Genomic DNA, 24,388 nt, shown 5'->3' on the forward strand with positions numbered 1-24,388 from the left:
AGTGCTTTTTTAGTTCACTTACTTAATTTCAAAATCCGAAATGCTCCTTGAATTACCAATGCAAAAACAATTGTTCCGATAATCAAATCAGGTTTATTAGAACTCAAATAATGCACTAAAATTCCTGCAATAATTACTCCCAAATTGATAATCACGTCATTCGAAGTGAAAATCATACTCGCTTTCATATGTGCTTCTTCTTTGCTCTTTGACTTTTGCAAAATATAAAGACAAATTCCGTTTGCAATAAGTGCAAAAATCGAAACTATAATCATTGTTGAAAAATCGGGAAGTTTCTCGTTTCCGAAAAATCTTCTCAAGACTTCTACAAATCCAATAATCGCAAGTATTATTTGAAAATATCCAGCAAGTTTGGCAATTCGTTTTTTCTTTATTACTGTTCCGCCAACCGCAAACAAACTAATTCCGTACACAAAACTGTCCGCAAGCATATCTAAACTATCGGCAACAAGTCCCATAGATTTTGAGATAATTCCTGTTGTCATTTCAATAATGAAAAAAGCAAAATTGATTGCAAGTACAGACCAAAGTAGTTTTTTCTGATTTTCGTTTTCTTTAAATTCCGTTTGGTCGGTTTGTTCCGTTGAGATTTTTTTTCCACCTAAATTCAATTCGATAACGGACTTTTCGATTTGGTCAATTTCTCCGCTGTGAAAAACGGTCAATTTTCGATTCGGAATATCAAAGTCCAAATTCGCAATGCTTGAAATTCCGTCCAATTTCATTCGGATAAGATTTTCCTCTGAAGGACAATCCATTTTGGTAATTTCAAATATTGTTTTATTCACTTGGTTTCTGGGTTTTTCGGCATTACTTACAACGGCTTTGTATATGGCTCGTAGCGTGCAAATTAAAGATTATTTTTCGGTTGAGCACAAGCCAGATTTTTAAATTTACTACTTATTTTTTTAATGGAAAGTTGTCAAATTTAAAAATTTGGCGACTTTCCAAATATGCCTTAACTTTCAATTAAGCAACTGCCCAGATATGAGCTATATACGTTGTTGCCCACAGTATTTAATTCGGCCATACTGAATATAAAAATAGGCTTACAATTATCAATTCCGTTATGTTTAATATTACTTTATTTTTAATAATAAGAGCTAATAAAAAGTCAATAAATATTCCGAAAAGTCCTATTCCAATTCCGACTGCCATTGCAATAAAACCATAACCAAATGGGTCATTGACAGCTTTGAAGTCAAAAATCATAATTGCAAGGCACATAATAATTGATAACAACGAGAATATGAATAGTACAGAAAGCTTTTTTAATATGAATTTTTTCATAAAATTTTAGTCAATTAAAATTCAGTAAATCGGTCCATCAAATTTCACAATTGTAGTGTCATTTTCAACAATAAAGTCAACCCAATGGTCAAGTGAGCCTCCATTCGTATAATATCCGCCACCACTTATTTCCTTTTTTCCGTTCGCACGAGTAAAAGTTAGTGAGTAAGCTCCGTCAGTTTTATTTTTCCGCATCGACAAGAATTCAGTCACGCTTTCATTTGGTTCAATTCGGTCAATTTTTATCACCTCCAGTTTTTCGGTCGTAGTAAATTCCACATTGGTTATTAGTTCGCTTGAGTCATTTTTAATTTTCATTTCTATTCCATCTTTTTTGTAAAAAGTACAAGCGCAAAAAGTTAGAATAATTATAAATGCAAGCAGTTTTTTCATATTGTGGGCAACGGTTTTGTGTATGATTAGTGGCGTGTTTAAGCAACTAATTTAGCAAATAAAAACCGAATAGAAAATCCGCGAGGATTTTCGTAAGTAGGCGAGAACCAGCCATTAATTATACACGTTGTTAGCAACTGGTTTTATTTTTTTATTCGCACGAGTTTAAATTCCGCTGTGTTTTTTAATTTAGTTTATTCTTTTTTCCTTAAAATCTCAAAAAAATTTCGGATATCATTCCGCTTTTTTTTCCGAACGTTTTGCCATTCCAATATTCAGCACAGACCTTTGGATTTCTAAATTTTTGTCGTTAAAAACGAACTCTGGGAAAATCCTTTTTTCATACAGTTCAGCCGTAATGTTTTGCGTTTCTGTTATTCAGCCAAAACTTTTCGGTTAGCTAAATTTTCGATGCGAAAACTGATTTTGGGCGAGCCGAAATCCAGCGTGATTTTTCGCAATATTTTTTAATTCCGCTTTTCATTTTTCCTTTCTTAAAAATCTGAAAACTTGAAATTTAGCACGATTTTGGTTGATTTGTCAACTTGTTGCTAACGTGTTTGTATATGAAAAGTGCGTGTTTGTGTCAGCGGATTTTCGGAACGAAAATCGGATGAAAGCAAACGCGCACTTTCCTTTGATTTAGCACTAAACTACGCATTTTTTATATACAGTGTTGGCTTTTAGTGCTTTTTTGTACGCTTAATAATTCTGTTTTGTGTTTTTTTTGGTCGGTTTTTAATTCCGTAAACTTGCTCAATTTCCTCAATATTTTTAATTCAGATTTGAGTGAGTAATTCAGCAAGAGTGATTTTTCACGTTCAGTTCGTTTTTTTTTTTTTTTTTTATTGAGATGTCGATTCCGTAAACAAGCTAAAAAGTCAAACGTAATTCTATTCAGAGTTTGAGTGAGAATTCAGTGTGTTTTTAAAAAATTCGGCAACATAGTTTTTCGGTTTTTACTTATTTAAAATTCTAGAAAAAATCCGAAAACTAAACCAGGCTTTTTTCATTCGCGCAAACTTGCTCCAGCATTAAAGCCAACGGTTTCGTGTATGAAAAGTGCGGGTTTGTGTCAGAGGATTTTCGGAACGAAAATCGGAAGAAAGCAAACACGCACTTTTCTTTGGTTAAGCACTAAAATAAGCATTTTTTATACACAGTGTTGTAAAACGTTTTTTATTCAAGTTCGTTTATATACTTATTTTCAGAATAATATTTTTCATTCCGCTTAAATTTGCCGAAATCCAATTTCATTAATGTGTCTAGATCTTTCCTTTTGATATTTATTAATAAAGATTTTCTTTTTTTTGATATCGTATCTCCAACTTTGAAAAAATCAAAAAAATCTGAACTTTGAAAAATAAAGTCTTTTTTGTAGTCACCAAAAATTTCATTTCGAATAATTATAATTGGTGTTGCGTGATTTTGTTTGTCAATATATTTGTCAATAATTATTCCTTCATATTTATAGTGATATTCATCATAAACAACTTTATCAAAAGATTCTTTTGGAGTCAGATTGTCGCAGGAATTTAGTCCGAATGTTAGTAAAATTAATAAAAAGGCAAGTTTATTATTCAAACTAATGGGTGTTTTTCAAATGTTTTACAACGTGTTTGTGTATGGTTAGTTGCGTGGTTAAGCAACTAAATTAGCAAACTTTTACGAACCCGAGAAAATTCCGCAGGAATTTTCGTAAGTAAGCACTTAAAAAGCAATTAATTATACACGGTGTTGTGCATAGTTTTTTATTTCGTTTTGATATAATAAATTTCTTTTAATTGTCCATTATATAAACCTAAATGTCCAGTTTTTCCAGCTTTATAAAGTCCGATTATTTCAACTTCTTTTCCATTCATTTTTTTCCACACACTATCTAATTCGGTTGCTGGTTTAAATGATTTAATCCAAATTTTTTCTGATTCTACATAAATTCCTTTGTTTTCCAAATCGAGATGTAATTCCCCTATGATTTTTAGAGTGTCATTGTCAAAGTCAGTCCGATTATTACTTAATTCACTAATATTGGTCAGACTTACTTTTTGCGATATTTCTGCGTTTCCGAATTCCGTTTTCTGCGTGTTGCAAGAAACTATAAGAACAATAAAAATTAAAATTAGATGCTTTTTCATAGGTTGTCAACTTACGCACGTTGTTGTACATAGTTTTTTATTCACTTGCGACTCCGATGAATATTAAATATTCAATTTCGGTATCATAGATTTCGATTAATTGTTCTTTAGTCAGATTAATCTTTTCCTCACTCAGAGCATATTCCACCATTTGGTTAATATCCAATTCTGCGTTTGATTCAAATTCACTTTCAGGATTTGGATTGTCAGAAGTCAGTCTAGTTTTCTCCATATAATTCATTTCCGCAAGTAGAGCGTCACGAATCAAATTCAAGTCAGATTTTTTCTTGTTCAGTTTTAGTGCTATAAAACAAGTCGCCTCGTCCAAGTCATAGATTTCTTTTCCAGCATTATTTTCATTCACAGTGCAAATCGGTTCGTTTTTACAACCGAAAAATGAGAGTAAAGTCAAGATGAATATTTTTTTCACGTTTTATGGGTTAAATTATGCACAACGGTTTTGTGTATGATTAGTGGCGTGTTTAAGCACCTAATTTAGCAAATAAAAACCGAATAGAAAATCCGCGAGGATTTTCGTAAGTAGGCGAGAACCAGCCATTAATTATACACGTTGTTGTGGTGTCGTTTTTATTTTTTCAATTGTTTTGTCGGTCAGTATTTCTAATTCAATTTTTTCGGTTTGATAACTGTTCTCAACTTCCATTCCAGTTTTAGATGAGAAAATGTCCCATTTTAAATTCAGTCGTTTACCTAATTCGATAACCAATTCTCTTAAATTATGTCTATTTTTTTCCAAATCTGCCATAATCCAATTTCCAATTCCATTCGCAGTTTTTAGGTCATCCGAAAAGCTTAAATAGTATTTAGGAATATCATTTTCATAAATCACGTTTTCATTAAATTCCAATTCCAAGAAAGGAAAAAAGCGTTCATTTTCTTTTCCTTTAATTAAATATGATTCGGTTTCAAGATTCAATTTATCCACTTCAGATTTTTGGTGTTAATTATTCCAATTTCCCCAAACTAAATATGCAATAGAAACTGAAATTAGAGCAAAAGTCATTAAACCAATAAATACATTAAAAAAATGTTGAGATATAATATCAGAACTGTCCTTTCTGTTTTTTTCTCCTAACAAATATTCAATTGATTTTGTTTGTCCAATTAATTTGAAAAAATAGTAACGAGTGTAAACACCTAAAACGTTTACAATTAATCCTCTAAATATCAATTCAACAATTATTTCCAATAATATCGAGTTTTCTTAAATGCACCACAACAATTGGATATAGTCTATTGTCTATATCCAGCTTATATAATGCTAAGATAGTAAATCTTTAATTTCCATAAATGATCTATTTGCTACATGAGTATAAATTTCCGTTGTTTTAGTAGAGCTATGACCAAGTAATAGCTGAATATGTCTTATGTCAGTGCCATTTTCCAACAGATGAGTAGCAAAACTGTGTCTTAACATATGAGGTGTTACTTTTTTATAAATACCTGCTTTTTTAGTGGCAACTGAAATAATATTTAGGACACTGGTAACACTGTATTTTGCTCCTTTTGGACCTTCAAACAGATATTTTTTAGGTCTATATTCTAAATAGTATGTCTGTAGGTCTTTTAAAATGCTTGGACTTAATACAGAGATTCGGTCTTTATTTCCTTTTGCGTTCTTAACGATTACTACCATTCTTTTACTATCAATGTCTGTAATATTAAGATTTAATAATTCTCCTCGTCTAAGTCCAGATGAGTAAAGAAGTCCTACAATACACTTGTGTTTTATATTATTTGTATTATTAATTATCTTTATTATTTCTTCTTTTGATAATACCTCAGGTAGTTTTTTTTCTTTACGTGGTCTTTCAATAGAATAAAACCTATTTGGCATTCCATGTACAATTTCGTAAAAGAATTTGATACTATTTACCGCTAAATTTACATAAGAATTCGATTTTCCTTCCTGTATAAGCTTTTGTAAATATTTTCTAACATCTATTTCGTTTAAAGTGATTGGGTCTTGGTCGTAATAGTAATTAATAAAAGCCTCAAAGCAGGATACGTAGTTACGAACCGTATTGTTTGAATATCTTTTAAGTTCAAGTTTTAGTAGATATTCTTCAGGACAAGGTTTAAAGCCATCTATTGGTTTTCTATTTCGAAAACGTTCTAGATTAAGAACGGGATTATCGGGATTTATTACTTTTTCAGAAAAGAAATAGTTACCATTAACCCAAGCTACACCGTGGAATGTTTTAAATATTAATTCTAAGTTACTTTTATTGTTTGCAACGTAAAACATCCCAAATTCATGACTCCATGTCGGGTCAGGAAGAGAGTCAACCAATGCTTGTAGAACCTTGTTTGTGCTAAATTGAAGACCAATACACTTCTTTTGATTAATAAGTAAGTGTTTTAAGGTAATACTTCTTTGTAGTTCCATGTTTTTTTATAAAATTAATAGTTATAAATGATTTAAACGTATCTTATACGAATATTATGCGTATAAAATTCGACTAAGTTCAAGCTTATGAGACTTCAAAAAGAATGTTTGTATTGTAAGAGGCAATTAGTGGGTAGAACTGATAAGAAATTTTGTGACCCACAATGTAAAAGTGGTTATCAATATCAAAAGGCAAAAGAACAACCAGAACGCTTTTATAATAAAGTAGATAATCAATTGAAGCTTAACCGTAAAATATTAAAGGAATATAATAAAGGAGGCAAGGTAACTGTAAGAGCAGAAATTTTAAAAGCGAAAGGATTTAATCCTAATTTCTTCACTCATTATTGGAAAAATAGTAAAGGGGATGTTTATTTATTTGTATTTGAATATGGCTTTCTAAAAAGAGAAGAGCATGGTATTGAGAAACACATACTCATAAAGTGGCAGGATTATATGGATAAATAATATTGCCTTTACAAACTTATAATTTATTCTTTAAGAGTAAGAATTTTAATCAACCTCTCATTTACATAGTAATTTCCAGTTCCTAGTTTTTCTTTTCTAAGGATATTATCCTTAGCCAATAGATTCAAGTACTTAGAAGCAGTAATTCTAGAAACTCCTAAATCATTCTCGATGAACTCAATTTTTGTATATGGATGTTTAAATAAGTTATTTAGTAAATCTTGACTATAAAATTTGTAATTATTTCTAAGCAAGTTTTTGTATTCAAATATTAAATCTTTAATTTTTCCAATTAACACAATTGTTTCTTTTGAAATTTGTTCAATACTATCTAGCATATATAGTACCCAATTTTCCCAATTGTCAGTTTCTCTAACTTCTTGTAAAAGTTTATAATAATCTGCCTTATGTTCGATAATATAACGACTTAAATATAATACTGGTAAATTCAATAAATCATTCATTACTAGATATAAAACATTGATAATTCGCCCAGTTCTTCCGTTACCATCGTAAAAAGGATGAATGCTCTCAAATTGAAAATGGATTATTGCCATTTTGACCAAAGGGTCGAACTCAGATTTAGTTGGATCATTTATGTATTGCTCAAGATTTGTCATTAAATCTAGAATAGTTTTATATTCTTGTGGAGGAGTATAAACTATCTCTCCAGTTAAGGCATTCTTCAAATTGGTTCCAGGAACTTTTCTAAATCCTGCATTGCTTTTTTCTAATTCTGATTGAATTGCAATAATATCATTGTTAGTTAATATCTTGTTTTTCTTAATTTGTCCAAACCCTTTTTTTAATGCAGAAATATAGTTTTGAACTTCTTTGGCATTTAATGATTTAAAACCATCAAGATTTAATTCTGCTTTAAATATATCATCATGAGTCGTTATAATGTTTTCAATTGCAGAACTGTCTTTAGCCTCTTGAAGCCCTAAAGTGTTTATTAATATGTTTTCATTTGGAATGCTAGAAACAATTCCTTTTAATTCAGCTAATGCTCTATGTGCTGAAGCTAATTTTTTAAGAACCTTTTTAGTTTCAATATCTTGGTTTAGTGGTAACCTTTTTAAATTCTCAGACTCCATAATGTATAGAAATATTGGTTTTCTTTACAAAGATAATTTATTATGATAAAATAAATCTATTTTCTTATCATAAGTTTATTAAATGATAAAATATCCTAATTCTTTTATCAATCTAGTTTTTTGGGAAGTGACTTATTTCAACTAAAATTTCTTTAGTTTTTATCATCACTTTTTTTTGAATGAATTAGAAGATTATTTGAACAAATAATTTATCTTTGGATTAATATATTGTTTAATCACGTAGACAAAATCTGGAACACGATTTGGAACACGATTTTACGAAAACAACAGCTCGAACACCCAGTGTTTGTGTTGAAAAAGCGGTCGAGGTCGGGCTCATAACCCGAAGGTCACTGGTTCGAGTCCAGTTCCCGCTACTAACTTAAAGTAAACTAAATCAAAGGGTTGTGTATTCATAACCCTTTTTTTTATGTCTTCAATTTTAAGTTTTATATTGCAGGTACATGATTCAGTACATGATTTTACTATGAAACCCAACTACAATGAACCTAAAATCTACACCGGTGGTGTGGAAATCGACCAATGGTCTAAGCTTACCAAAAAAGAGCAAAAAGATGCTTTAAGCAAACATTGGTATGTCTATTATTCTTTTCGTGATCCTGAAACTGGATACTTGAAACAGCAACAGCGAATTAAAGGATCTGCTAATGGCTTCAGCACAAGAAGTGCTCGGTTAAAAATTCTTAAAACTATTCAAAGACAGTTATGGAATGTTCTCGAAGCTGGTTATAATCCTTATTTGCAAGATAACTCTCATGTTAAAAAGAAACTTATGGGAGAATTACAACCAATAGAAAAAACTAAACCAATTAGCGTCAAAAAGAATACTAAGCCTGAACCTATTGAAATTGTTAAAGAAGTAGTAGCTGTTGCTCCACAAAAAAAGGAGAAACCTATCATGACTCTCGAAGAAGCTAAAAAATTAGTATTAGATACGAAACAGAAAGTATTAAATACGACTTCCTTTCCTCAATATAGAAGCCGAATAAATAGATTCTATAAATGGCTTTATGAAAATGACTTTAAGGAAAGTGATGACATTAAAACTATCAACAAAAAGACCGTAATACAATATCTCAATATTGTATTACAAAATACCAGCCCAAGAAACAGGAACAACACTCGAAATGATCTCAATTCATTTATCGAGACCCTAATCGATAATGACGTATTACAAGAAAACTTTATTTCAAGGTTAAAGAAATTGAAATCTACTCCAAAAAGGAATAAATCGTATAATTCAGAACTACTAAAAGATATAAAAGATTATATGGATAAAAACGATCCGTTATTATCCTTATTTGTGGATTTTGTGTCATACGGTTTTTTAAGACCTATTGAAGTATGTAGGATAAAAATAGGGGATCTAAATTTAAAAGATAAGAAAATGCAAATACAGGCTAAAAACAAGCTTGTTAAAGAGAAGATAATCCCAAATATTTTATTTGACAAACTTCCTGATCTAAGTGATTTCTCTCCTGAGGATGATTTATTTACAACAAATCAAATAGGAGGACAGTGGGAAGCAAGTGAGGTTAATAAGAGAGATTTCTTTTCCAAAAGATTCAAAAAAGTCAAAGACCATTTTGGTTTAAATGTGGATTATGGTCTATACAGTTTTAGACATACGACTATTTCAGAACTTTACAGAGAATTATCTAAAGAACCTAATATGTCACCTCATGCTGTTAAGAGTAAATTGATGCTCATAACTGGTCATTCATCAATGTCAGCTTTGGAAAGTTATTTGCGAGATATCGATGCTCAAATGCCAGAAGATTTTTCACATTTATTAACGTAATATTTATTCATGTTGATAATTGTAATACAGTGTATTACGTTTTAGCTAATATGTAGTACACGTAATATATCGCTTTACACATTACTTAAAGGTAAACAAAAAGACAAACTTAAAAGGTGGTGCTAATTTTAGATTATATCTAAAATTAGCACCACCTTTTTTTATTTAAATAGTTATTGTTTGGTTATCTATTAGTCAATAATTTAAGTTTTTAACTATTCCTTATCCGTCGAAATCCGTCGAAATCCGTCGGAATCCGTCGGAATCCGTCGCAATCCGTCGGAATCCGTCGGCTGCCAATGGGTAGAGTTTTAAGTTTGTGTTTTAATATTTATTTGAGCATCTAAACAAAGAAATATTGAAGACAAATAATTACTAATTCAAAAACCATTAAAACTATGAATGAATGCACCAAGAAAACAGGATTAACCATCCGTATTGAAGATGATTTAAGAGACATGCTCTATGACACCGCAAAACTTAAAGGTGTGACAGTTTCCGAATATGTTCGAGAACTATTATGGGATAAACATTGTATAACACTATAGCTATGGGAAAAAAGAAACTTATTAAACAAGAAAATCTAGATGCTATCAATGATAACATTGATAAACATCAAAAAGAAACAGAAAAACAAGAGAATAACACCAGTTGCTTTCTTGTTAAAACTGCAAATCAATGGATAGATGAAGCAAAGTTAAGTCCCATTCCTAAATTATTATTTGATAAATTTTTGTTTGAAGGGGAAGTGTGTGTGCTTTTTGCAGATACCAATGTGGGTAAATCCATATTGGCTGTACAAATAGCGGATAGTATAAGTAGAGGTAAGGCTATAAAAGGCTTTGAAATTGAGACAAATCCTCAGAAAGTAGCTTATTTCGATTTTGAACTATCTAATAAACAGTTTGAGAAACGTTACTCAAATAATTATAAAGACCATTATGATTTTCATAAAAACTTATTAAGGGTAGAAATTAATACCGAAGCCGAAATGCCAAAGAAGTTTAAGGATTATGAGGATTATTTACGTAATTCTTTTGAATTAGTAATAGAAGAATATGGAGCGAAAGTTTTAATAATTGATAACATTACTTACCTGAAAAGTGATAATGAGAGAGCGAAGGACGCTCTAGTTCTAATGAAGCACTTAAAGTCTATCAATAAAAAACATGGTGTGTCTATCCTTGTGTTAGCCCATACACCAAAACGTGATGCTACTAAGCCTATCACTAAAAATGATTTATCAGGAAGTAAAATGCTGATGAACTTTTGCGATAGTGCTTTTGCTATTGGCGAGAGTGCTTCCATGCCTTCTATTCGATATATCAAACAAATAAAACAACGTAATTCAGAACAAGTATTTCATTCTGAAAATGTAGCTGTCTGCAAAATTGGAAATCCAAATAACTTTTTAAAGTTTCAATTTGAAGGTTTCGGATCTGAAAGTGAACACCTAAAGCAATATACAGCTTCTGATTTATCAGAAAGAGATGATCAAATAATGGACATGAAAGAAGAAGGTTTACCTAATACTCAAATTGCTTCAAGACTCGGTGTTAGTGAAGGAACAGTAAGGAACACTATAAAACGTTTAGCGGCTTAAGTAGGTTATGGATGCATCAACAGTATATCAAGTAGCTCAGGCACTTCCACAGGAAGAGCAAGCCAAGCTATTCGCTATGCTAAAAGCAGAATTGTATCCAAAAACTACTAAAAAGCTTAATAAGAATAGTATGCCAGATTATACTGAAGAAGATGCATTAGAGTACCTTTTTAATAAACTGGGCATACATTAAAAATGACTCGTAATCCTCGTAACATTCGTAACCCTTACGAATGTTACGAGTGTTACGAATATTACGACTACTAATAAAGATAAAACAAACAACTAAAAATCAGATAATTATGAATTATAAATACTATTTAGATAAATCAAGTAAAAAGTTTCCATGTCCAAAATGTCAGAAAAAGTCCTTCGTAAAGTATGTTGAAACTGAAACAAAACAATATTTAGAAGATCACGTTGGTAGATGTGATAGAGAAAGTAAATGTGCTTATCATTTCAGTCCTAAAGGAAATACACCAGTTACAGGACTTATTGTAGATTATAAACCAGAAATACCAACTTTTCACGATCAAGATATTTTCACAGAATTGTGTAATAATTATATGAATAATAACCTTGTAAAATTTCTATTAACAGTTTTTGATCCTGTAGATGTCAAAGAGGTAATATTTAAATTTCGTATTGGGACATCAAATCACTGGAAAGGAGCTACGGTATTTTTACAGATGGATAGAGATTTAGATATTCATGCTGGAAAGGTGATGTTGTATGACGAGAAAACAGGGAAAAGAGTCAAAAAACCCTTCAATTGTATTACATGGTTACATCGTGTATTACGAATTAAAGACTTTGTATTACAACAATGCTTATTTGGATTACATAATATAACTGAATGTGGCATAAAGACTATTGGTATCGTTGAGTCTGAAAAGACAGTACTCTTTATGAGTATCTATAGAAGAGATATTATTTGGATGGCAACAGGGAGTAAAGCAAATTTTAAAGAAAAATTAATAGAACCCTTAAAAGGACGTAAAATTATTGCCTTTCCTGATAAAGGCGAATATGAAGATTGGAATAAAAAAGCAGAACAATTAAGAAAGGATGGTTTTGATATTATGTGTAGTAAACTGTTAGAAGAATATGGTCTCGAAGAAGGTGATGATCTGGTAGATTATATTGTTAATCAGCAAGCAGCATAAAAAATATTATCAAGGATTAAACTTATGAATTAGTGGTAAACAAAAAAAAGAATCTGCATAGTACGCTCAGCTTGCTACGTGCTATGCAAATTATAATTAAAAAAAAAGCAATAAAGTTTTATGTAAACAACTTATTCTGTTTCTCCGTTTATCGTTTCCATTATTTCTCTAAAACTATTCAGTCCAGATTCTATGTTTTCAATTATTTCATTAGCTAAAATATCTGGGTCTGGCAGATTGTCTAAATCGGTTAAACTTTTGTCTTTTAGCCAAAAAATATCTAAACTCGTTTTGTCTCTTGCAATAATTTCATCATAAGTGTATTTTCTCCATCTTCCTTCTTCGTTTTCTTCACTCCAAGTTTCTTTGCGCTTGTTAATGTTTTTACCATTATATAAGTCTATAAACTCTTGCAGGTGCTCTTCACGCATTGGACTTTTCTTTGGGGTATGATGTACGTTTGTTCTGTAATCATAAAACCAAATGTCTTTTGTCCAAGGGTCTTTACTTGCAGGCTTGTTGTTAAAAAACAAAACGTTAGCTTTAACTCCTTGAGCATAGAATATTCCTGTTGGTAACCTCAAAATAGTATGTAATTCTGTGGTTTTCATTAATTGCTTTCTGACTTCTTCGCCAGCACCACCTTCAAACAAAACATTGTCTGGAAGCACAACAGCTGCTTCTCCGTTTATTTTTAATTGTGTTTTTATGTGCTGCAAGAAGTTTAATTGCTTATTGGAAGTGGTTTCGCAAAAATCTTGACGATTATAACTTAAATCTTCTTTTACAATTTCTCCTTGTTCGTTGGTAAAAGTCATACTACTTTTTTTACCAAAAGGCGGATTTGCCAAAACGTAATCGTAACGTTCTCCATCATCTGCAATTAAGGCATCGTTTGGATTGATGAACGATTCGCCATCTATTTCGCCTATGTTGTGCAAGTACATATTCATTAAGCACATTCTACGTGTGTTGGCAACAATTTCGTTTCCGTAAAAGGTTTTGTTCTTTAAAAACTCTTTTTCTTCTCGGTCTAATTTGTTATTACCTACAATCCAATCGTAAGCTGCTAAAAAGAAACCTCCAGTTCCACACGCTGGGTCGACAATGGTTTTCATTGGTTTTGGCTCTACACAAGCTACCATTGTTTTTATCAATGCTCTAGGTGTAAAATATTGACCTGCTCCACTTTTGGTGTCTTCTGCATTTTTCTCTAAAAGGCCTTCATAAATTTTACCTTTTATATCTGCTCCCATCATTGACCAATCTTCTTTGTCAATTAGATTGATGACTTTTAATAGTTTGGCTGGGTCTTGTATTTTGTTTTGGCTTTTGGTAAAAATTTGCCCAAGCGTTCCTTTTTCAGTAGAAAGTGTACGTAATAATTGACTGTAAAAAGACTCTAACTCTGCACCACGTTTGCTAGATAAGGTTTCCCAATTAGCTATTTCTGCATCTGCAACCTCATTGCCTTCAACATCTTTTAGCTTTGGAAAAACCAACCCTTTATTATAAGGTGGTTTATTTAACTCGTCTGCCATTTTTAAGAATAGCAAATAAGTAATTTGTTCTAAATAATCTCCATAACCTACACCATCATCACGTAGTACGTTAGCAAGGTTCCATATTTTTGATATTATACTTGAGTCTGTCATTGTTATTATATTGATATTGCAGATAAAATTCTTCTTTTAATGTTGTTCGGTATATTAAAAATATTTTCCAATCGTTCTTGATTCCTTTGAATTGCTCTTGCTCTAGTTCTTTTTTCTGAAGCCAATTCAAATAATTCTATTGACTTTATACCTTTAGAGGAGTTATTATTAACTGAAATTAAAACATTAAGGAGTCCATAATTCCATTTATAATGATCATTGTGATTGTCTAAATATGGATGAACTATGCTAAACTGACAATTTTGATATACAGGATTTAAAACAGTTATTGGGTCATAGGTATGTTTCATTGAGGAAGAGTTACATAATTGACAAGCTTTGGCTATATTGTGTGGAGTAAACGTGTATTGAGGATATAGACCTGCACCCTTTGGAGCGATATGCTCTAACTCACCTCTACCAGTTCTATCATAATACAATCCACAAAAACAACATTTTTCTCTTTGATTTATGTCAAAATGATTATTCATTGCGGTTTTCAAATTAAGAATACAGTTTTTTCTACTGTCCCATTTATTTGATACACCATTGACACAATTTTGTTCATTTACATTATACAGATAAGGACTGTTAAGTTGATTTATCATTGTAATTTGTTAATATAATTTTTTGCTTCACCAATAATTTCCTGCAAAGGGTCATTTTTTCTTTCTGGCAGTTTAACCAATTTATCCAAAATTTTTTGTAGTCTTAACTTCTCTTTACTATTCATAGCAATTAAACCAAGTAATTCAGTAAGGTCAGCTTCTAAATAGTAGTTCAATGAAGAACGGACATTAAATATGTTGTAAAGAACATCTTCAGCTGACCATCCAAAAGTATTCTTTTCTAATTTTTCTGCTTTTATTTTATTGTCTGAATCAAAATTCAAACCAATGATAGTTGCACTTTCACCTGGTAAATCAGAAACGAAAAAGTGGCTGTGAGTAGCAATTATAAAGTGACTACTTTTTTTATCATTATTACCAAATAATTCGCGAATAAATGCTAAATATTTCATTTGCCAATTAGGATGTAAACTGATTTCTGGCTCATCGATAAAAATTAGGCTGTTAGGTTTTACTGTAGCCATAAATCCAACCATTGAAGAAAAGAAATGAAATTCTCCTGAAGACGTATCCTCCAAACCAATACCTCTTTTTGCAAGTTTAATCTCTGGAGCTTTTAAAATACCTAAGCGACGTAGGGTTTCCAAATTTTTATAATCCCTACCAAGCTCGTGATATTCTACTTGGGCAGTTATGTCATAGTTTAAATGTTTAGCAGAACTTCGATAAATATCATCTAATTTATTATTTGATTTTAAACCGTTTATGAACTTTATTAAATCATCTATTAAGCTTGAATCTTTTGAAATGGATTGATAATTGTTTAACTTAAACGGTGGTGCAATATTTGAATTTTCATATTTGGTTTTAATGTCTTGATAGAATTTATGAAAGGATTCTTTCGTCAAGTCTCCTTCGAAAAATATTTTTGTATTTACCGTTTTGTAAGAAACAATGATTGAATCATTAAATTCTAAAAATTTTGTCATTCTTTGTATACCATCTCTAAAAACATCAGATGACATTTTTTCTACAATAAATTGAACAGTCTTTCTAACATACCCTCTAGTACTTGCTTGTTGCGCTGTAGTTCTCACACCTAAATAACGATATTGTGGAAAGGAATCATCTAATGCTTTTTGACGCATAAATATATATTTGTCTTTAAGCATACTCGCTTGAGCAATAACAGCTTTTGGCATAATATTATCTATCTGAAAAGTAGCTGCTTCGACTCCATCAATTTTGATAATTCCACTAGGGTATTTTTCTTTATTTTTTTCAAACTCGACTATATTCACTTTCTCTTTTATATTGGTAAATTCATATTGAATACCTTCATTCCAATAGATAAGACTATAAAAGAAAAAAGCTTCATAATTTTTCCCTTTTTTAGAATGCAGATATATTGCTCTAAATAATTGAAGGAGAAGTTTGAAAATTTCACTTTTTCCAGTTCCATTTGGTCCTATTATAATAGTAGTATACAAGTTGTTAAAATCGTCTTCGTGATCTATAAATTCAAAAATATTATTCTTAAGAATCTTATGATTAATCACTGTTAGGCGCTCCAATTTAAACCCTTTCGGTGTTTTCTGTTTTGACTTACTCATTTAATTTGACTTTATTTTCTCCAACAAAACACTAGCAGGTTCATAAGCTGCATCTGCTTTACATTTGGCAATTTCTTCTTCGCTTAACAATGTACCTTCAAATGCTTTCTTTAAAATGCTTTGGCGTAAGGCTTGGGCTTTTTCTAAACTGTCTGCAATGTCTTTTTCTACTTTATCACAAACCGATAAACGACTTTCTATTTCTTGGACGATTTGGTGTTGTTCTTCTAACGAGCAAATTGGTAATGGGTATTTTTTTAATTTTGTTCCATTAATATTCGATTGATTTACACCGTCAGTTTTCACTTCATTACCATAAATTTTTGCTTTATGACTATTTAAATAATATGTTAGATATTTTCCTGATAGTTTCTCTTTATCATAATTTATACGAATTAGATATCCTGCAAAAATTGCTTTATTATCACTTAAAAATATAGACGTTTTACCAACGTGTTCTGGACTATTTGTTCGATTAAATAATACATCACCATAATTCAATATGTATTTTTGAATGTCACTTTTATTTGAAGTATATTTCAAATCACTCCAATCAATTAGCCCATTTTGCATATTACCCATCCTCAAAACTGGAACGTCACCTTCATTTAATGATTTCTCCGAAGTACCATACTCCACGGAATGAATAAAATCTTCTATTACAGAAATTTTTAATTTAGTTTTCGTCAATTCCCCCTCAAAAGCCTTTTTTAAAACCGCTTGTCTATAAATAACCAATTGGTCTTGTGCTTTTTTAAGGTCTGCAATGCCACTATCTAAACTGCTAAATAATTCTTCTATTTTTTTGACAATGGCTTTTTGTTGGACTAGAGGTGGAAGAGGAAAAGGAAGTGAGTTCAATTTCTCAATAGTTAAAGCATTATAGGCAGAGCCAGATGTTTTTAGAATACTACTGTTCCGAACAAAGTGTGTCAAACCTAAATTTAGAAAAGTAGATTCTAAACCTTGAATATCACTTAACCAAATTAAATTACCATCTTTAAAGTAGAAAGGGTCATTATTTTTTATCGTATAAGTTATTCCTATTGTTCCTACAGCAGAAATTAGAACATCACCTTTCTTAGGAATGTCGAATCTGTTTTTTATGTCATTATATTTTTCATTAGAAATATATAATTCAATACTAATTTCCTTTCCTAAACTAAGTTCCTTAATCTCTTTAGTTCTGTAAAATGGAATGCCCTCTGAAACATATTCCTTTTTTAATATTCTTTTGCTAGAACCTATTTTACAAACTTCTCTCAGCGTACATTCAATCCAATCTTCCCTCATTACGCTGCTAGTACTTCATTAAGTTCGTTAATAATTTCATTCATTTGGTTGCCAAATAATTGGTGCATTTTTCCTTTTCCGCCTTTGGCATCAAAAGGTGTGTAATCTAAATCGTCTATTTCTATATGGTAACTGCTCACTACGTGGTCTTTTATCATTCGTAACCAGTCTAGTTGTGCTGCCGTAAAACGGTTGTGTTGTCCTGCGTTTTGCTTAAAAATCCACGTTTTAAAATTGTTTTCAATCGTTTTGTCGTAAGCTTTCAATTCGCTGTCTATTCCACACGCTCTTCTAATTAACGAAACTAACGCAGTTAATTCGTCTTTTGGTTGTTTGCTTTTTACGTCTTCTAAAGTTGAATAAGCATCCCAAACATAATCTGGTGCTAATAATGGTTTTTCTAATTGTAGTTTTTCCATCACGTCTTTTATCATTTTAAACGTAATGTCTCTACGATTGTATGGTTGATTGTAAAAAATGCTTAACGCTTTAATTTCGTCTTTGTTGGCTTCTAAATATTCAGTAAAATCTTTTACAATTTCGGTGGCTTTATCTACAGAAGTGGTTTCCCACTCACTTTTTGTAACCGTATCTATGTTTACGCTATCAATAATTTGTTCGTGTTGTTTACGAACATTATCTAAATAACCATTTAACTCTCCGTTAAATGTTTTACTTGCTTCTAAAATCAATTGCTCTTGAGCATTCTTTTTTGCATCTTCGATTAAAGCAGGTGTTTGGTCTTGAACAGGGATTTTGTCAATTTCAATTTGTGCTTTTGTTTCAATGTCGTCTTGGTCGAAAGCTGTGATTAATTCTTTGGTAATTTGTTTTAAGTTTTTACCACCAGAAAATTCCAATAATTTATCTTTTTCTTTTTCTGTAATTTGTTTCTCTAAACGAATTAAACGGTTTGCCAATGACAAAAACAAATCTTCGTCTGCAACTCCCATTGTTACTGCACCCAATAAATCTTTCATTGGTACAGATGGTTTACGTTCTAAAGGTCTGCTATCTGTTTTTTTAGATTTTGTTGCACCAACAGCATCTACTATAACAAAATGTGTTTTTGTTTTAGCTGTTTTAGTTACTAATTGTAAAGAATCACTATTAATCGTTCGTGTTCCACGACCTTTCATTTGTTCAAAATAGTTGATGCTTTTTACATCTCGCATAAACAATAAAACTTCCAAAGGTTTTACGTCTGTTCCTGTGGCAATCATATCCACGGTAACTGCAATTCTTGGATAATAAGAATTTCTAAAACGGTTTAAAACCGATTTTGGGTCTTCCTCAATTTTGTAGGTTACTTTTTTACAAAAGTCATTTCCTTCGTCAAATTCTTCTCGAATGATTTTTATAATATCATCCGCGTGACTATCTGTTTTTGCAAAAACTAAAGTTTTTGGAACTTCGTAATCTCTATTTTCGTCAATACGATTTGGATAAATAGTGGTTTTTAACGCCTTTTTATATTCACGAATGATGTTTCTAATTTGACTTGGGTTGACAACTTTTTTATCTAAATCGTTGCGTTTGTAATCTGTGTCTTCATCTTCTTGTTGCCAACGTTTTTTACGAGTGAGTTTATCTCGTCTGTCCACAAACCAACCTGCTTTTATGGTTTCGCCATTTTGTGAAATTTCCGTTTCAATCGTGTACACATCATAAGGAACATTTACACCATCTGTTACAGATTCTTCATACGTATATTGGCTAACAACGTTTTCATTAAAAAAACCGAAGGTTCTTTTATCGGGCGTAGCCGTTAAACCAATTAAAAAAGCATCAAAATAATCTAATACTTGTTTCCATAAATTATAAATGGAACGGTGCGCTTCATCGATGACTATAAAATCAAATTGTTCAATGGGTACTTTTGGAGTGTACTCCACAGGAATAGTTTTGTTTTTTGAAATTTTGTTTTTTAACCAAGAATTTTCGTTTGGATTATCGAGTTCTGCACTTTCGTCTAATTCTTCCCCTTTTAAAATAGAGTAGAGGCGTTGTATGGTTGAAATACAAACTTGACTATCGGAAGCAATATAACTTGATGATAAACGCTGAACATTATAAAGTTCTGTAAATTTTCGGTTATCGTCATTTGGCTGAAAAGTCATAAATTCCTGTTCCGCTTGCTCGCCAAGGTTTTTGGTGTCAACCAAAAACAGAATACGTTTTGCATCAGCGTGTTTTAGCAAACGATACACGAATGTTGCCGCTGTAAAAGTTTTTCCAGCACCAGTTGCCATTTGGATTAAGGCTTTTGGTCTGTTCTTTTTGAAAGAATGTTCTAAATTATTAATGGCTACAATTTGTGCAGGACGTAATCCTGCTTCATCTAATTCGGGAATTGACAACAATCGTTCTCGAAGACTTTTGCCTTTTTTTAGCCATTCTGCAATTGTTTCTGGTTTATGGAACCAAAACACATTTCTGCCTCTTGGTTTTGGGTCTCTATAATCGGTAAATCTGGTGATGGTTCCTGTGCTTTCGTAAACGAATGGCTTTTCATTGTCTAAAGTGAAAGCACCAATTTTAATCGGTTCTGTAGCGTATCTTGCAGATTGCTCCTCTACCATTAAAAGACGATGTCCTTCATCTTCTTTTTTAGCTTCAATAACACCAACAGGTTTTCTGTCAACAAACAACATGTAATCTGCCGATCCTGACATTGTATTTGTTTCTCGTAATGCTATACCTTTTCCAGCAGATAAATCAACTTTCTTTTTCGACTGAACTAACCATCCAGCTTCTCTTAACATAGCATCAATTTTATCACGAGCTATTTGTTCAGGATTTTGGTTAGGTTTGACAGACATTCACAAATAATTTATATATTAAATAAGTTTACAAAATACATATTTTTTACTTAGTGCATGTAGGGATTTGAGTAAAAAAGCAATTCAGTGTAAAATAACTAAAATTTAATTATGATAACCAAAACTATCCAAATACAAGAAATTACTGTTGATGAATTAGCTGATAAAGTAGCTGATAAACTGTTACTTAAAATGCAACACTACTTAGATCAGTTAAGTGCTAATGAAAGTGATATTTATTTAACAAGAGAGGAAACAGCAAATTTCTTAAAAATTAATTCTTCAACATTATGGCATTGGACAAATAAAGGTAAAATTAAATGCTATGAAATTGAAAGTAGATGTTATTACAACAAAAAGGAAATTATAGAATTATTAAAGAAGAATGAGTTAAAAATATAAAATTGTTCATCAAATTTTTAATTGACATATAGCTAACTTTTCATTATGAAAGTAGTAAAATAAGATCAATCATCAACTATAATTTTTTTCAAGCTGATGTATCATCGGAACTTGAATTACCTTATGTCGTGAATGGTATTAGTGCTGGCTTTACTCCTCCAGCAGACGATTTCTTAGATTTAACTGTTGATTTAAATAAGCTTCTCATTAAAAATCCAAATACTACTTTTTACCATCGGATAAAAGGTGATTCTATAATAGATGCTGGAATATATGATGTAGACTTGCTTTTAGTAGACAAAAGTTTAGAGACTAGAAAAAGCAGAATAGTAGTTTTTTTGATTAAAGTTTTTGGAAAAGACAACTTTTTAATGATGAAATAATAGTTGGTTTAGAGGCGTTATAACTATGTACATTAATAAAATAAAACAATTACTCATTCGCTTTTTTTTATACTTAATAAGTATACAACAACATTTAAAAATTTGAAATAGCCTTATACTCAATGTGGAGTTGGGATTCTAATTTCTCAAAAGCTTTTCTGTTTTTATTTCCTTTTATTTCACATATGATTTCGTTTTCGTTTAAGTCTCCTTTAAATTTACATCTTCCAACTATTTCTTTAAGTGAGTATTTATTATCCTTTACCGTTAAATCTCCAATTTTGAAAATAATAAATTCCCCCTTATCAATATCCACAAATTTGTTTGGTTTTTGGAGTATAATATTTTCAGGTTTTCCTTTTTCATTTATTTCAAGTCGGACAATCTTTAATTCATAAGGCTGATTTTTTAAAAGCATAGTTACAATGTCTTTTTCAAACTTTAAAAGGGCTCCTTCAAATGCACTTTGTTTATTTGGATAAAAACCTAATGCGCTTGAGTTAGATTTATCACTTTTTAAATCCTTATATTCAAGTGTTACTGGGTCTTTAAGTGTGCCTGAGAATAAAATATTATAATTTATTTCGCAGGTAAAACCTTTGTCATCACCATTATCTTGAACGCCTTTATGCAAAAAATTAATATTTTTAATTTGAGCCATGATATTGTATGAGTTTAAATTATTTGTAAACTCTTGCTTTTCTGAAGGATTAAAACGATTAACTTGATTAAATACTTTTTTCAATGACTCATCAATTGCTTTCATATTATCATTTCTACAGTCCATACATTTAACTACAGATAAAGAGACACTTGATTGATTAAACAAGGGAACATAATCAACTGAAAGATATAAAGGTGATAATTCAAGATTACTTATGTCTGGACTGCTCCAATCTCCTTTCTTTATATATGATTGTTGCAATCGCATATTATTTTCTTTTTTTTGTTCAGCCATTTCTGGAGTTACATAATCTGATGAAACAGTAGAGAAGTTAATATTCCTAAAGCTTTTTGATCTCCATCCATTATCGGTTTCTTCAAAGTTTAAAGTTCCGTTTGCAACAATTCTTTTGCCTCCTTCGATTTTTTTCTTTTCCCCTGCCATAGTGTTTTCCCATTCACTTCCTCCTTTTAGGGTGTAAGAAAAATCATCAACAAATTTATTTGACCAAGCTGAACCAAATTGGGAAGCATTAATATATATATCTTGTTTGGTTTCAATAATTAATTCATATTCTATTTCATAAACCTTTTGACCAAAAACTTCCTTTTTTATACCATTTTTTTTACTTGCTCCAATAAATTTTAAGGCTGGTCTTTTTTCTGATAAATAATCAGAGAAAAAACTATTAATTGCTGACTGACTAACGACGGATGTTGTTTCTTGATTTACTTCATCACCAACAAATTCTTCTTTTTCAGTTTTTAGTATTTCGTTCATTGAGTAAACAAATAATGAGCCATCAGCTGTTTTTATTTTTAAACTCTCGGAGGGATTCATTTCTGTGATAGTACCTTTTATGATACTCCCGTTTTTAAGATATACGACATCTCGCATATTTTGTGAATAAGAATAAATACTAGTTAAAAAGATAATGAGATAGAATGCTTTTTTCATTTGTATTGTTATAAATTATTTGTCCATGAATATATAGTTAAACTAATAGATTAAAAGCTGATAGATAAATATAGAAAATATTTTAATTATTATCCTGAATACAGCGACAGGATAAATAATCTTTTTTTTGGTTTTGACCAGTGCTAGTAATCTTTTCGTAATTATAGGCCTCTCCAATCTCTCTACTATATGCCCAAATTCCATTTGAATTATTTAACCATAATTTTGAATATTTACCTAAGCCATAATATCTACCATAGAATGATTTATAACCACTAGGAATAATATTTAATCCACTTTTGTTTGTACCGTTTTTATCATTTAACCATCCCTGTTCACTGCGAATTAGGTTTTGATTATTTCCAACAACAAGAGTTAACCTTTTCCAATCGTCATAATTTGGTAATCGCCATCCTTTAGGACATATTGTTTGTGCCTCTTCCCAATTATACAACCGACCATAAATAGTACAGTTTGTTAATTCCTCATTGTAACATTTACTGCCTGAGGTAGCATAGTTTAAGTTTTCCGACATCCATTTCTGTTGACCAATTTGCACCCACTTATATGATTGGTTGTCTCTGGTATCTTTAATAAATCCTGTTATTAACTCTGAATTATTATTGCAATTACTTTTCCATAGAATACTCCTTCTTTTTTTGTAGATATAATCTCTCATTGCTTTTTTCTGACCATGAGTAAACATCCCAACGTCATATGAGTAATCCATAAAGTTTTGATGATTAGTTGTTGAGTTTTCGTCGCAAAACTCTCCAGATGTCTTTGTTCTAATATTTGGTCCTTTCTGGTTTGGCGTATCTTTAATTCCATCATCATCCCAACAATTCCCTTCAACATAAAAAGGTGTATTTCCCCAAATATGCTCCAGACCTAACCAATGACCAATTTCGTGGATTAAAAGAAAAGGGAAATTCACATAATTTAATTGTTCAAAATCTACTACAATGCCATCTAACTGAAAATTAAAAGATCTATATGCCCCTACATTATCTGTTCTATTTGAAAAGTTTACAAACCAGACATTCAGGAATTTTTTTGAGTCCATATATCCACTTTCTTTTCTTTTAAATGCGAAGACATCATCCAAATGCATTATATATTTTTCAACATGTGTATAATGCCAAGAGATATTGTCTATTTCATTACAATTTTCATCAACCTTGGGTAGATAAAAATTAACATTTGGTTTAGCAACAATATTCTTAAAAATAGAATCAATATTTTTAATGTCTACAAAGTTTATTCTTTCATTAACAAGAGCTACTAAATTTTTAAAATGTTCATCACTAATATCTCCATCTTTAAAGTTTTTGTGAACAATATGAAAAACTATTGGGATATTATAAATATCTTCTTTCAACTCAAAATCATATGTTTTCAAATCAAGAGCTAAATCTTTCTCTTGTGAAAAAGAAAAATTGCAGAATAATATTATATAAAAGAAAATGCTTTTTTTCAATCTAATTTTTAATGATCAATTTGTTTCTAAAGTAATGTTTTTATCTTATTTAGCATTGGTTATATGAAGGGGCAAACTCTCGTGTTCTTAATAATTTTACTTTTAGGCTGATAATCTACCTTTAATATTCTTTGTTGTGGGTAGT

General features: G+C 30.8%; 24 protein-coding genes. 8 read left to right on the forward strand and 16 right to left on the reverse strand.

Annotated features, from left to right (window positions below):
* Positions 1-14 precede the first annotated feature (14 nt).
* The 8 genes from OS191_RS14775 to xerA all read right to left on the reverse strand — a co-directional run bounded on the left by OS191_RS14775 (position 15) and on the right by xerA (position 6,249).
* A complete protein-coding gene (locus tag OS191_RS14775; protein WP_167919739.1) occupies positions 15-809 on the reverse strand; it encodes a cation efflux transmembrane domain-containing protein in 795 nt (264 codons plus the stop codon).
* A gap of 523 nt (positions 810-1,332) precedes the next feature.
* Entirely contained in the window at positions 1,333-1,704 is a 372-nt protein-coding gene (locus OS191_RS14780; RefSeq protein ID WP_267156473.1) for a hypothetical protein, read from the reverse strand.
* Between the two features lie 1,179 nt (positions 1,705-2,883).
* On the reverse strand, positions 2,884-3,288 hold the full coding sequence (locus OS191_RS14785; RefSeq protein WP_248395782.1) for a hypothetical protein: 405 nt from the start codon (positions 3,286-3,288) through the stop codon (positions 2,884-2,886).
* 167 nt (positions 3,289-3,455) lie between these two features.
* Positions 3,456-3,839: a hypothetical protein gene (locus OS191_RS14790; protein ID WP_267156474.1), complete on the reverse strand. Its 384-nt coding sequence runs from the start codon at positions 3,837-3,839 to the stop codon at positions 3,456-3,458.
* Between the two features lie 37 nt (positions 3,840-3,876).
* Complete coding sequence (locus OS191_RS14795; RefSeq protein ID WP_267156475.1) at positions 3,877-4,269, reverse strand: hypothetical protein; 393 nt, start codon at positions 4,267-4,269, stop codon at positions 3,877-3,879.
* Positions 4,270-4,401: 132 nt separating this feature from the next.
* Positions 4,402-4,785: a hypothetical protein gene (locus OS191_RS14800; protein WP_267156476.1), complete on the reverse strand. Its 384-nt coding sequence runs from the start codon at positions 4,783-4,785 to the stop codon at positions 4,402-4,404.
* Between the two features lie 15 nt (positions 4,786-4,800).
* The gene (locus OS191_RS14805) at positions 4,801-5,049 is read right to left on the reverse strand and encodes a hypothetical protein (RefSeq protein WP_267156477.1); all 249 of its coding nucleotides are present in this window, start codon (positions 5,047-5,049) and stop codon (positions 4,801-4,803) included.
* Between the two features lie 72 nt (positions 5,050-5,121).
* Positions 5,122-6,249, reverse strand: coding sequence for a site-specific tyrosine recombinase/integron integrase (gene xerA / locus OS191_RS14810; RefSeq protein ID WP_267156478.1), 1,128 nt, complete (start codon positions 6,247-6,249; stop codon positions 5,122-5,124).
* 87 nt (positions 6,250-6,336) lie between these two features.
* Here xerA and OS191_RS14815 point away from each other — a divergent pair, with 87 nt between their 5' ends.
* Positions 6,337-6,717 (forward strand): hypothetical protein, encoded by a 381-nt coding sequence (locus OS191_RS14815; RefSeq protein ID WP_267156479.1) that lies wholly within the window; start codon positions 6,337-6,339, stop codon positions 6,715-6,717.
* A 23-nt stretch (positions 6,718-6,740) separates the two neighbouring features.
* Here the strand turns inward: OS191_RS14815 and OS191_RS14820 are convergent, their stop codons facing one another.
* The gene (locus OS191_RS14820; protein WP_267156480.1) at positions 6,741-7,814 is read right to left on the reverse strand and encodes a Fic family protein; all 1,074 of its coding nucleotides are present in this window, start codon (positions 7,812-7,814) and stop codon (positions 6,741-6,743) included.
* Positions 7,815-8,244: 430 nt separating this feature from the next.
* Between OS191_RS14820 and OS191_RS14825 the strand changes: the two genes are divergently transcribed.
* From OS191_RS14825 to OS191_RS14845, 5 genes are all read left to right on the forward strand, one after another.
* Entirely contained in the window at positions 8,245-9,636 is a 1,392-nt protein-coding gene (locus tag OS191_RS14825; protein ID WP_267156481.1) for a tyrosine-type recombinase/integrase, read from the forward strand.
* A 398-nt stretch (positions 9,637-10,034) separates the two neighbouring features.
* A complete protein-coding gene (locus OS191_RS14830) occupies positions 10,035-10,184 on the forward strand; it encodes a hypothetical protein (RefSeq protein ID WP_267156482.1) in 150 nt (49 codons plus the stop codon).
* Between the two features lie 2 nt (positions 10,185-10,186).
* Positions 10,187-11,239, forward strand: a complete 1,053-nt coding sequence (locus OS191_RS14835) for an AAA family ATPase (RefSeq protein WP_267156483.1) — start codon at positions 10,187-10,189, stop codon at positions 11,237-11,239.
* Positions 11,240-11,246: 7 nt separating this feature from the next.
* A complete protein-coding gene (locus OS191_RS14840; protein ID WP_267156484.1) occupies positions 11,247-11,432 on the forward strand; it encodes a hypothetical protein in 186 nt (61 codons plus the stop codon).
* Between the two features lie 109 nt (positions 11,433-11,541).
* Positions 11,542-12,405, forward strand: a complete 864-nt coding sequence (locus tag OS191_RS14845; protein WP_267156485.1) for a DUF6371 domain-containing protein — start codon at positions 11,542-11,544, stop codon at positions 12,403-12,405.
* A 131-nt stretch (positions 12,406-12,536) separates the two neighbouring features.
* Here OS191_RS14845 and OS191_RS14850 read toward each other — a convergent pair whose 3' ends face one another.
* From OS191_RS14850 to OS191_RS14870, 5 genes are read right to left on the reverse strand one after another with little or no spacing between them, the layout of a single operon-like run.
* On the reverse strand, positions 12,537-14,060 hold the full coding sequence (locus tag OS191_RS14850; protein WP_267156486.1) for a class I SAM-dependent DNA methyltransferase: 1,524 nt from the start codon (positions 14,058-14,060) through the stop codon (positions 12,537-12,539).
* 5 nt (positions 14,061-14,065) lie between these two features.
* On the reverse strand, positions 14,066-14,668 hold the full coding sequence (locus tag OS191_RS14855) for a hypothetical protein (protein WP_267156487.1): 603 nt from the start codon (positions 14,666-14,668) through the stop codon (positions 14,066-14,068).
* Complete coding sequence (locus OS191_RS14860) at positions 14,665-16,242, reverse strand: AAA family ATPase (protein WP_267156488.1); 1,578 nt, start codon at positions 16,240-16,242, stop codon at positions 14,665-14,667. The genes OS191_RS14855 and OS191_RS14860 overlap by 4 nt, the downstream gene beginning before the upstream one ends.
* On the reverse strand, positions 16,243-17,535 hold the full coding sequence (locus tag OS191_RS14865) for a restriction endonuclease subunit S (protein WP_267156489.1): 1,293 nt from the start codon (positions 17,533-17,535) through the stop codon (positions 16,243-16,245).
* The gene (locus OS191_RS14870; RefSeq protein WP_267156490.1) at positions 17,535-20,357 is read right to left on the reverse strand and encodes a type I restriction endonuclease subunit R; all 2,823 of its coding nucleotides are present in this window, start codon (positions 20,355-20,357) and stop codon (positions 17,535-17,537) included. Before OS191_RS14870 ends, OS191_RS14865 begins: the two co-directional genes overlap by 1 nt.
* Positions 20,358-20,468: 111 nt before the next feature.
* Between OS191_RS14870 and OS191_RS14875 the strand changes: the two genes are divergently transcribed.
* On the forward strand, positions 20,469-20,759 hold the full coding sequence (locus OS191_RS14875) for a helix-turn-helix domain-containing protein (protein WP_267156491.1): 291 nt from the start codon (positions 20,469-20,471) through the stop codon (positions 20,757-20,759).
* 128 nt (positions 20,760-20,887) lie between these two features.
* Positions 20,888-21,142, forward strand: coding sequence for a LexA family protein (locus OS191_RS14880; protein ID WP_267156492.1), 255 nt, complete (start codon positions 20,888-20,890; stop codon positions 21,140-21,142).
* Positions 21,143-21,236: 94 nt separating this feature from the next.
* On the opposite strand, the gene OS191_RS14885 is transcribed toward OS191_RS14880, so the two are convergent.
* Positions 21,237-22,763 carry a hypothetical protein gene (locus OS191_RS14885; protein ID WP_267156493.1) on the reverse strand — a complete coding sequence of 509 codons (1,527 nt, stop codon included), beginning with the start codon at positions 22,761-22,763 and terminating at the stop codon, positions 21,237-21,239.
* Between the two features lie 82 nt (positions 22,764-22,845).
* The gene (locus OS191_RS14890; RefSeq protein WP_267156494.1) at positions 22,846-24,165 is read right to left on the reverse strand and encodes an FISUMP domain-containing protein; all 1,320 of its coding nucleotides are present in this window, start codon (positions 24,163-24,165) and stop codon (positions 22,846-22,848) included.
* Positions 24,166-24,388: the final 223 nt, after the last annotated feature.

The sequence above is a fragment of the Xanthomarina sp. F2636L genome (genome assembly GCF_026410195.1).
Taxonomy (GTDB): Bacteria; Bacteroidota; Bacteroidia; order Flavobacteriales; family Flavobacteriaceae; genus Xanthomarina.

Bases quoted from the DNA above. Each gene is read 5' to 3' on its own strand.
- OS191_RS14780 (WP_267156473.1), bottom strand. From the start codon at position 1,704: ATGAAAAAACTGCTTGCATTTATAATTATTCTAACTTTTTGCGCTTGT.
- OS191_RS14790 (WP_267156474.1), bottom strand. From the start codon at position 3,839: ATGAAAAAGCATCTAATTTTAATTTTTATTGTTCTTATAGTTTCTTGC.
- xerA (WP_267156478.1), bottom strand. From the start codon at position 6,249: ATGGAACTACAAAGAAGTATTACCTTAAAACACTTACTTATTAATCAA.
- OS191_RS14815 (WP_267156479.1), top strand. From the start codon at position 6,337: ATGAGACTTCAAAAAGAATGTTTGTATTGTAAGAGGCAATTAGTGGGT.
- OS191_RS14820 (WP_267156480.1), bottom strand. From the start codon at position 7,814: ATGGAGTCTGAGAATTTAAAAAGGTTACCACTAAACCAAGATATTGAA.
- OS191_RS14825 (WP_267156481.1), top strand. From the start codon at position 8,245: ATGTCTTCAATTTTAAGTTTTATATTGCAGGTACATGATTCAGTACAT.
- OS191_RS14830 (WP_267156482.1), top strand. From the start codon at position 10,035: ATGAATGAATGCACCAAGAAAACAGGATTAACCATCCGTATTGAAGAT.
- OS191_RS14835 (WP_267156483.1), top strand. From the start codon at position 10,187: ATGGGAAAAAAGAAACTTATTAAACAAGAAAATCTAGATGCTATCAAT.
- OS191_RS14840 (WP_267156484.1), top strand. From the start codon at position 11,247: ATGGATGCATCAACAGTATATCAAGTAGCTCAGGCACTTCCACAGGAA.
- OS191_RS14845 (WP_267156485.1), top strand. From the start codon at position 11,542: ATGAATTATAAATACTATTTAGATAAATCAAGTAAAAAGTTTCCATGT.
- OS191_RS14850 (WP_267156486.1), bottom strand. From the start codon at position 14,060: ATGACAGACTCAAGTATAATATCAAAAATATGGAACCTTGCTAACGTA.
- OS191_RS14855 (WP_267156487.1), bottom strand. From the start codon at position 14,668: ATGATAAATCAACTTAACAGTCCTTATCTGTATAATGTAAATGAACAA.
- OS191_RS14860 (WP_267156488.1), bottom strand. From the start codon at position 16,242: ATGAGTAAGTCAAAACAGAAAACACCGAAAGGGTTTAAATTGGAGCGC.
- OS191_RS14865 (WP_267156489.1), bottom strand. From the start codon at position 17,535: ATGAGGGAAGATTGGATTGAATGTACGCTGAGAGAAGTTTGTAAAATA.
- OS191_RS14870 (WP_267156490.1), bottom strand. From the start codon at position 20,357: ATGTCTGTCAAACCTAACCAAAATCCTGAACAAATAGCTCGTGATAAA.
- OS191_RS14875 (WP_267156491.1), top strand. From the start codon at position 20,469: ATGATAACCAAAACTATCCAAATACAAGAAATTACTGTTGATGAATTA.
- OS191_RS14885 (WP_267156493.1), bottom strand. From the start codon at position 22,763: ATGAAAAAAGCATTCTATCTCATTATCTTTTTAACTAGTATTTATTCT.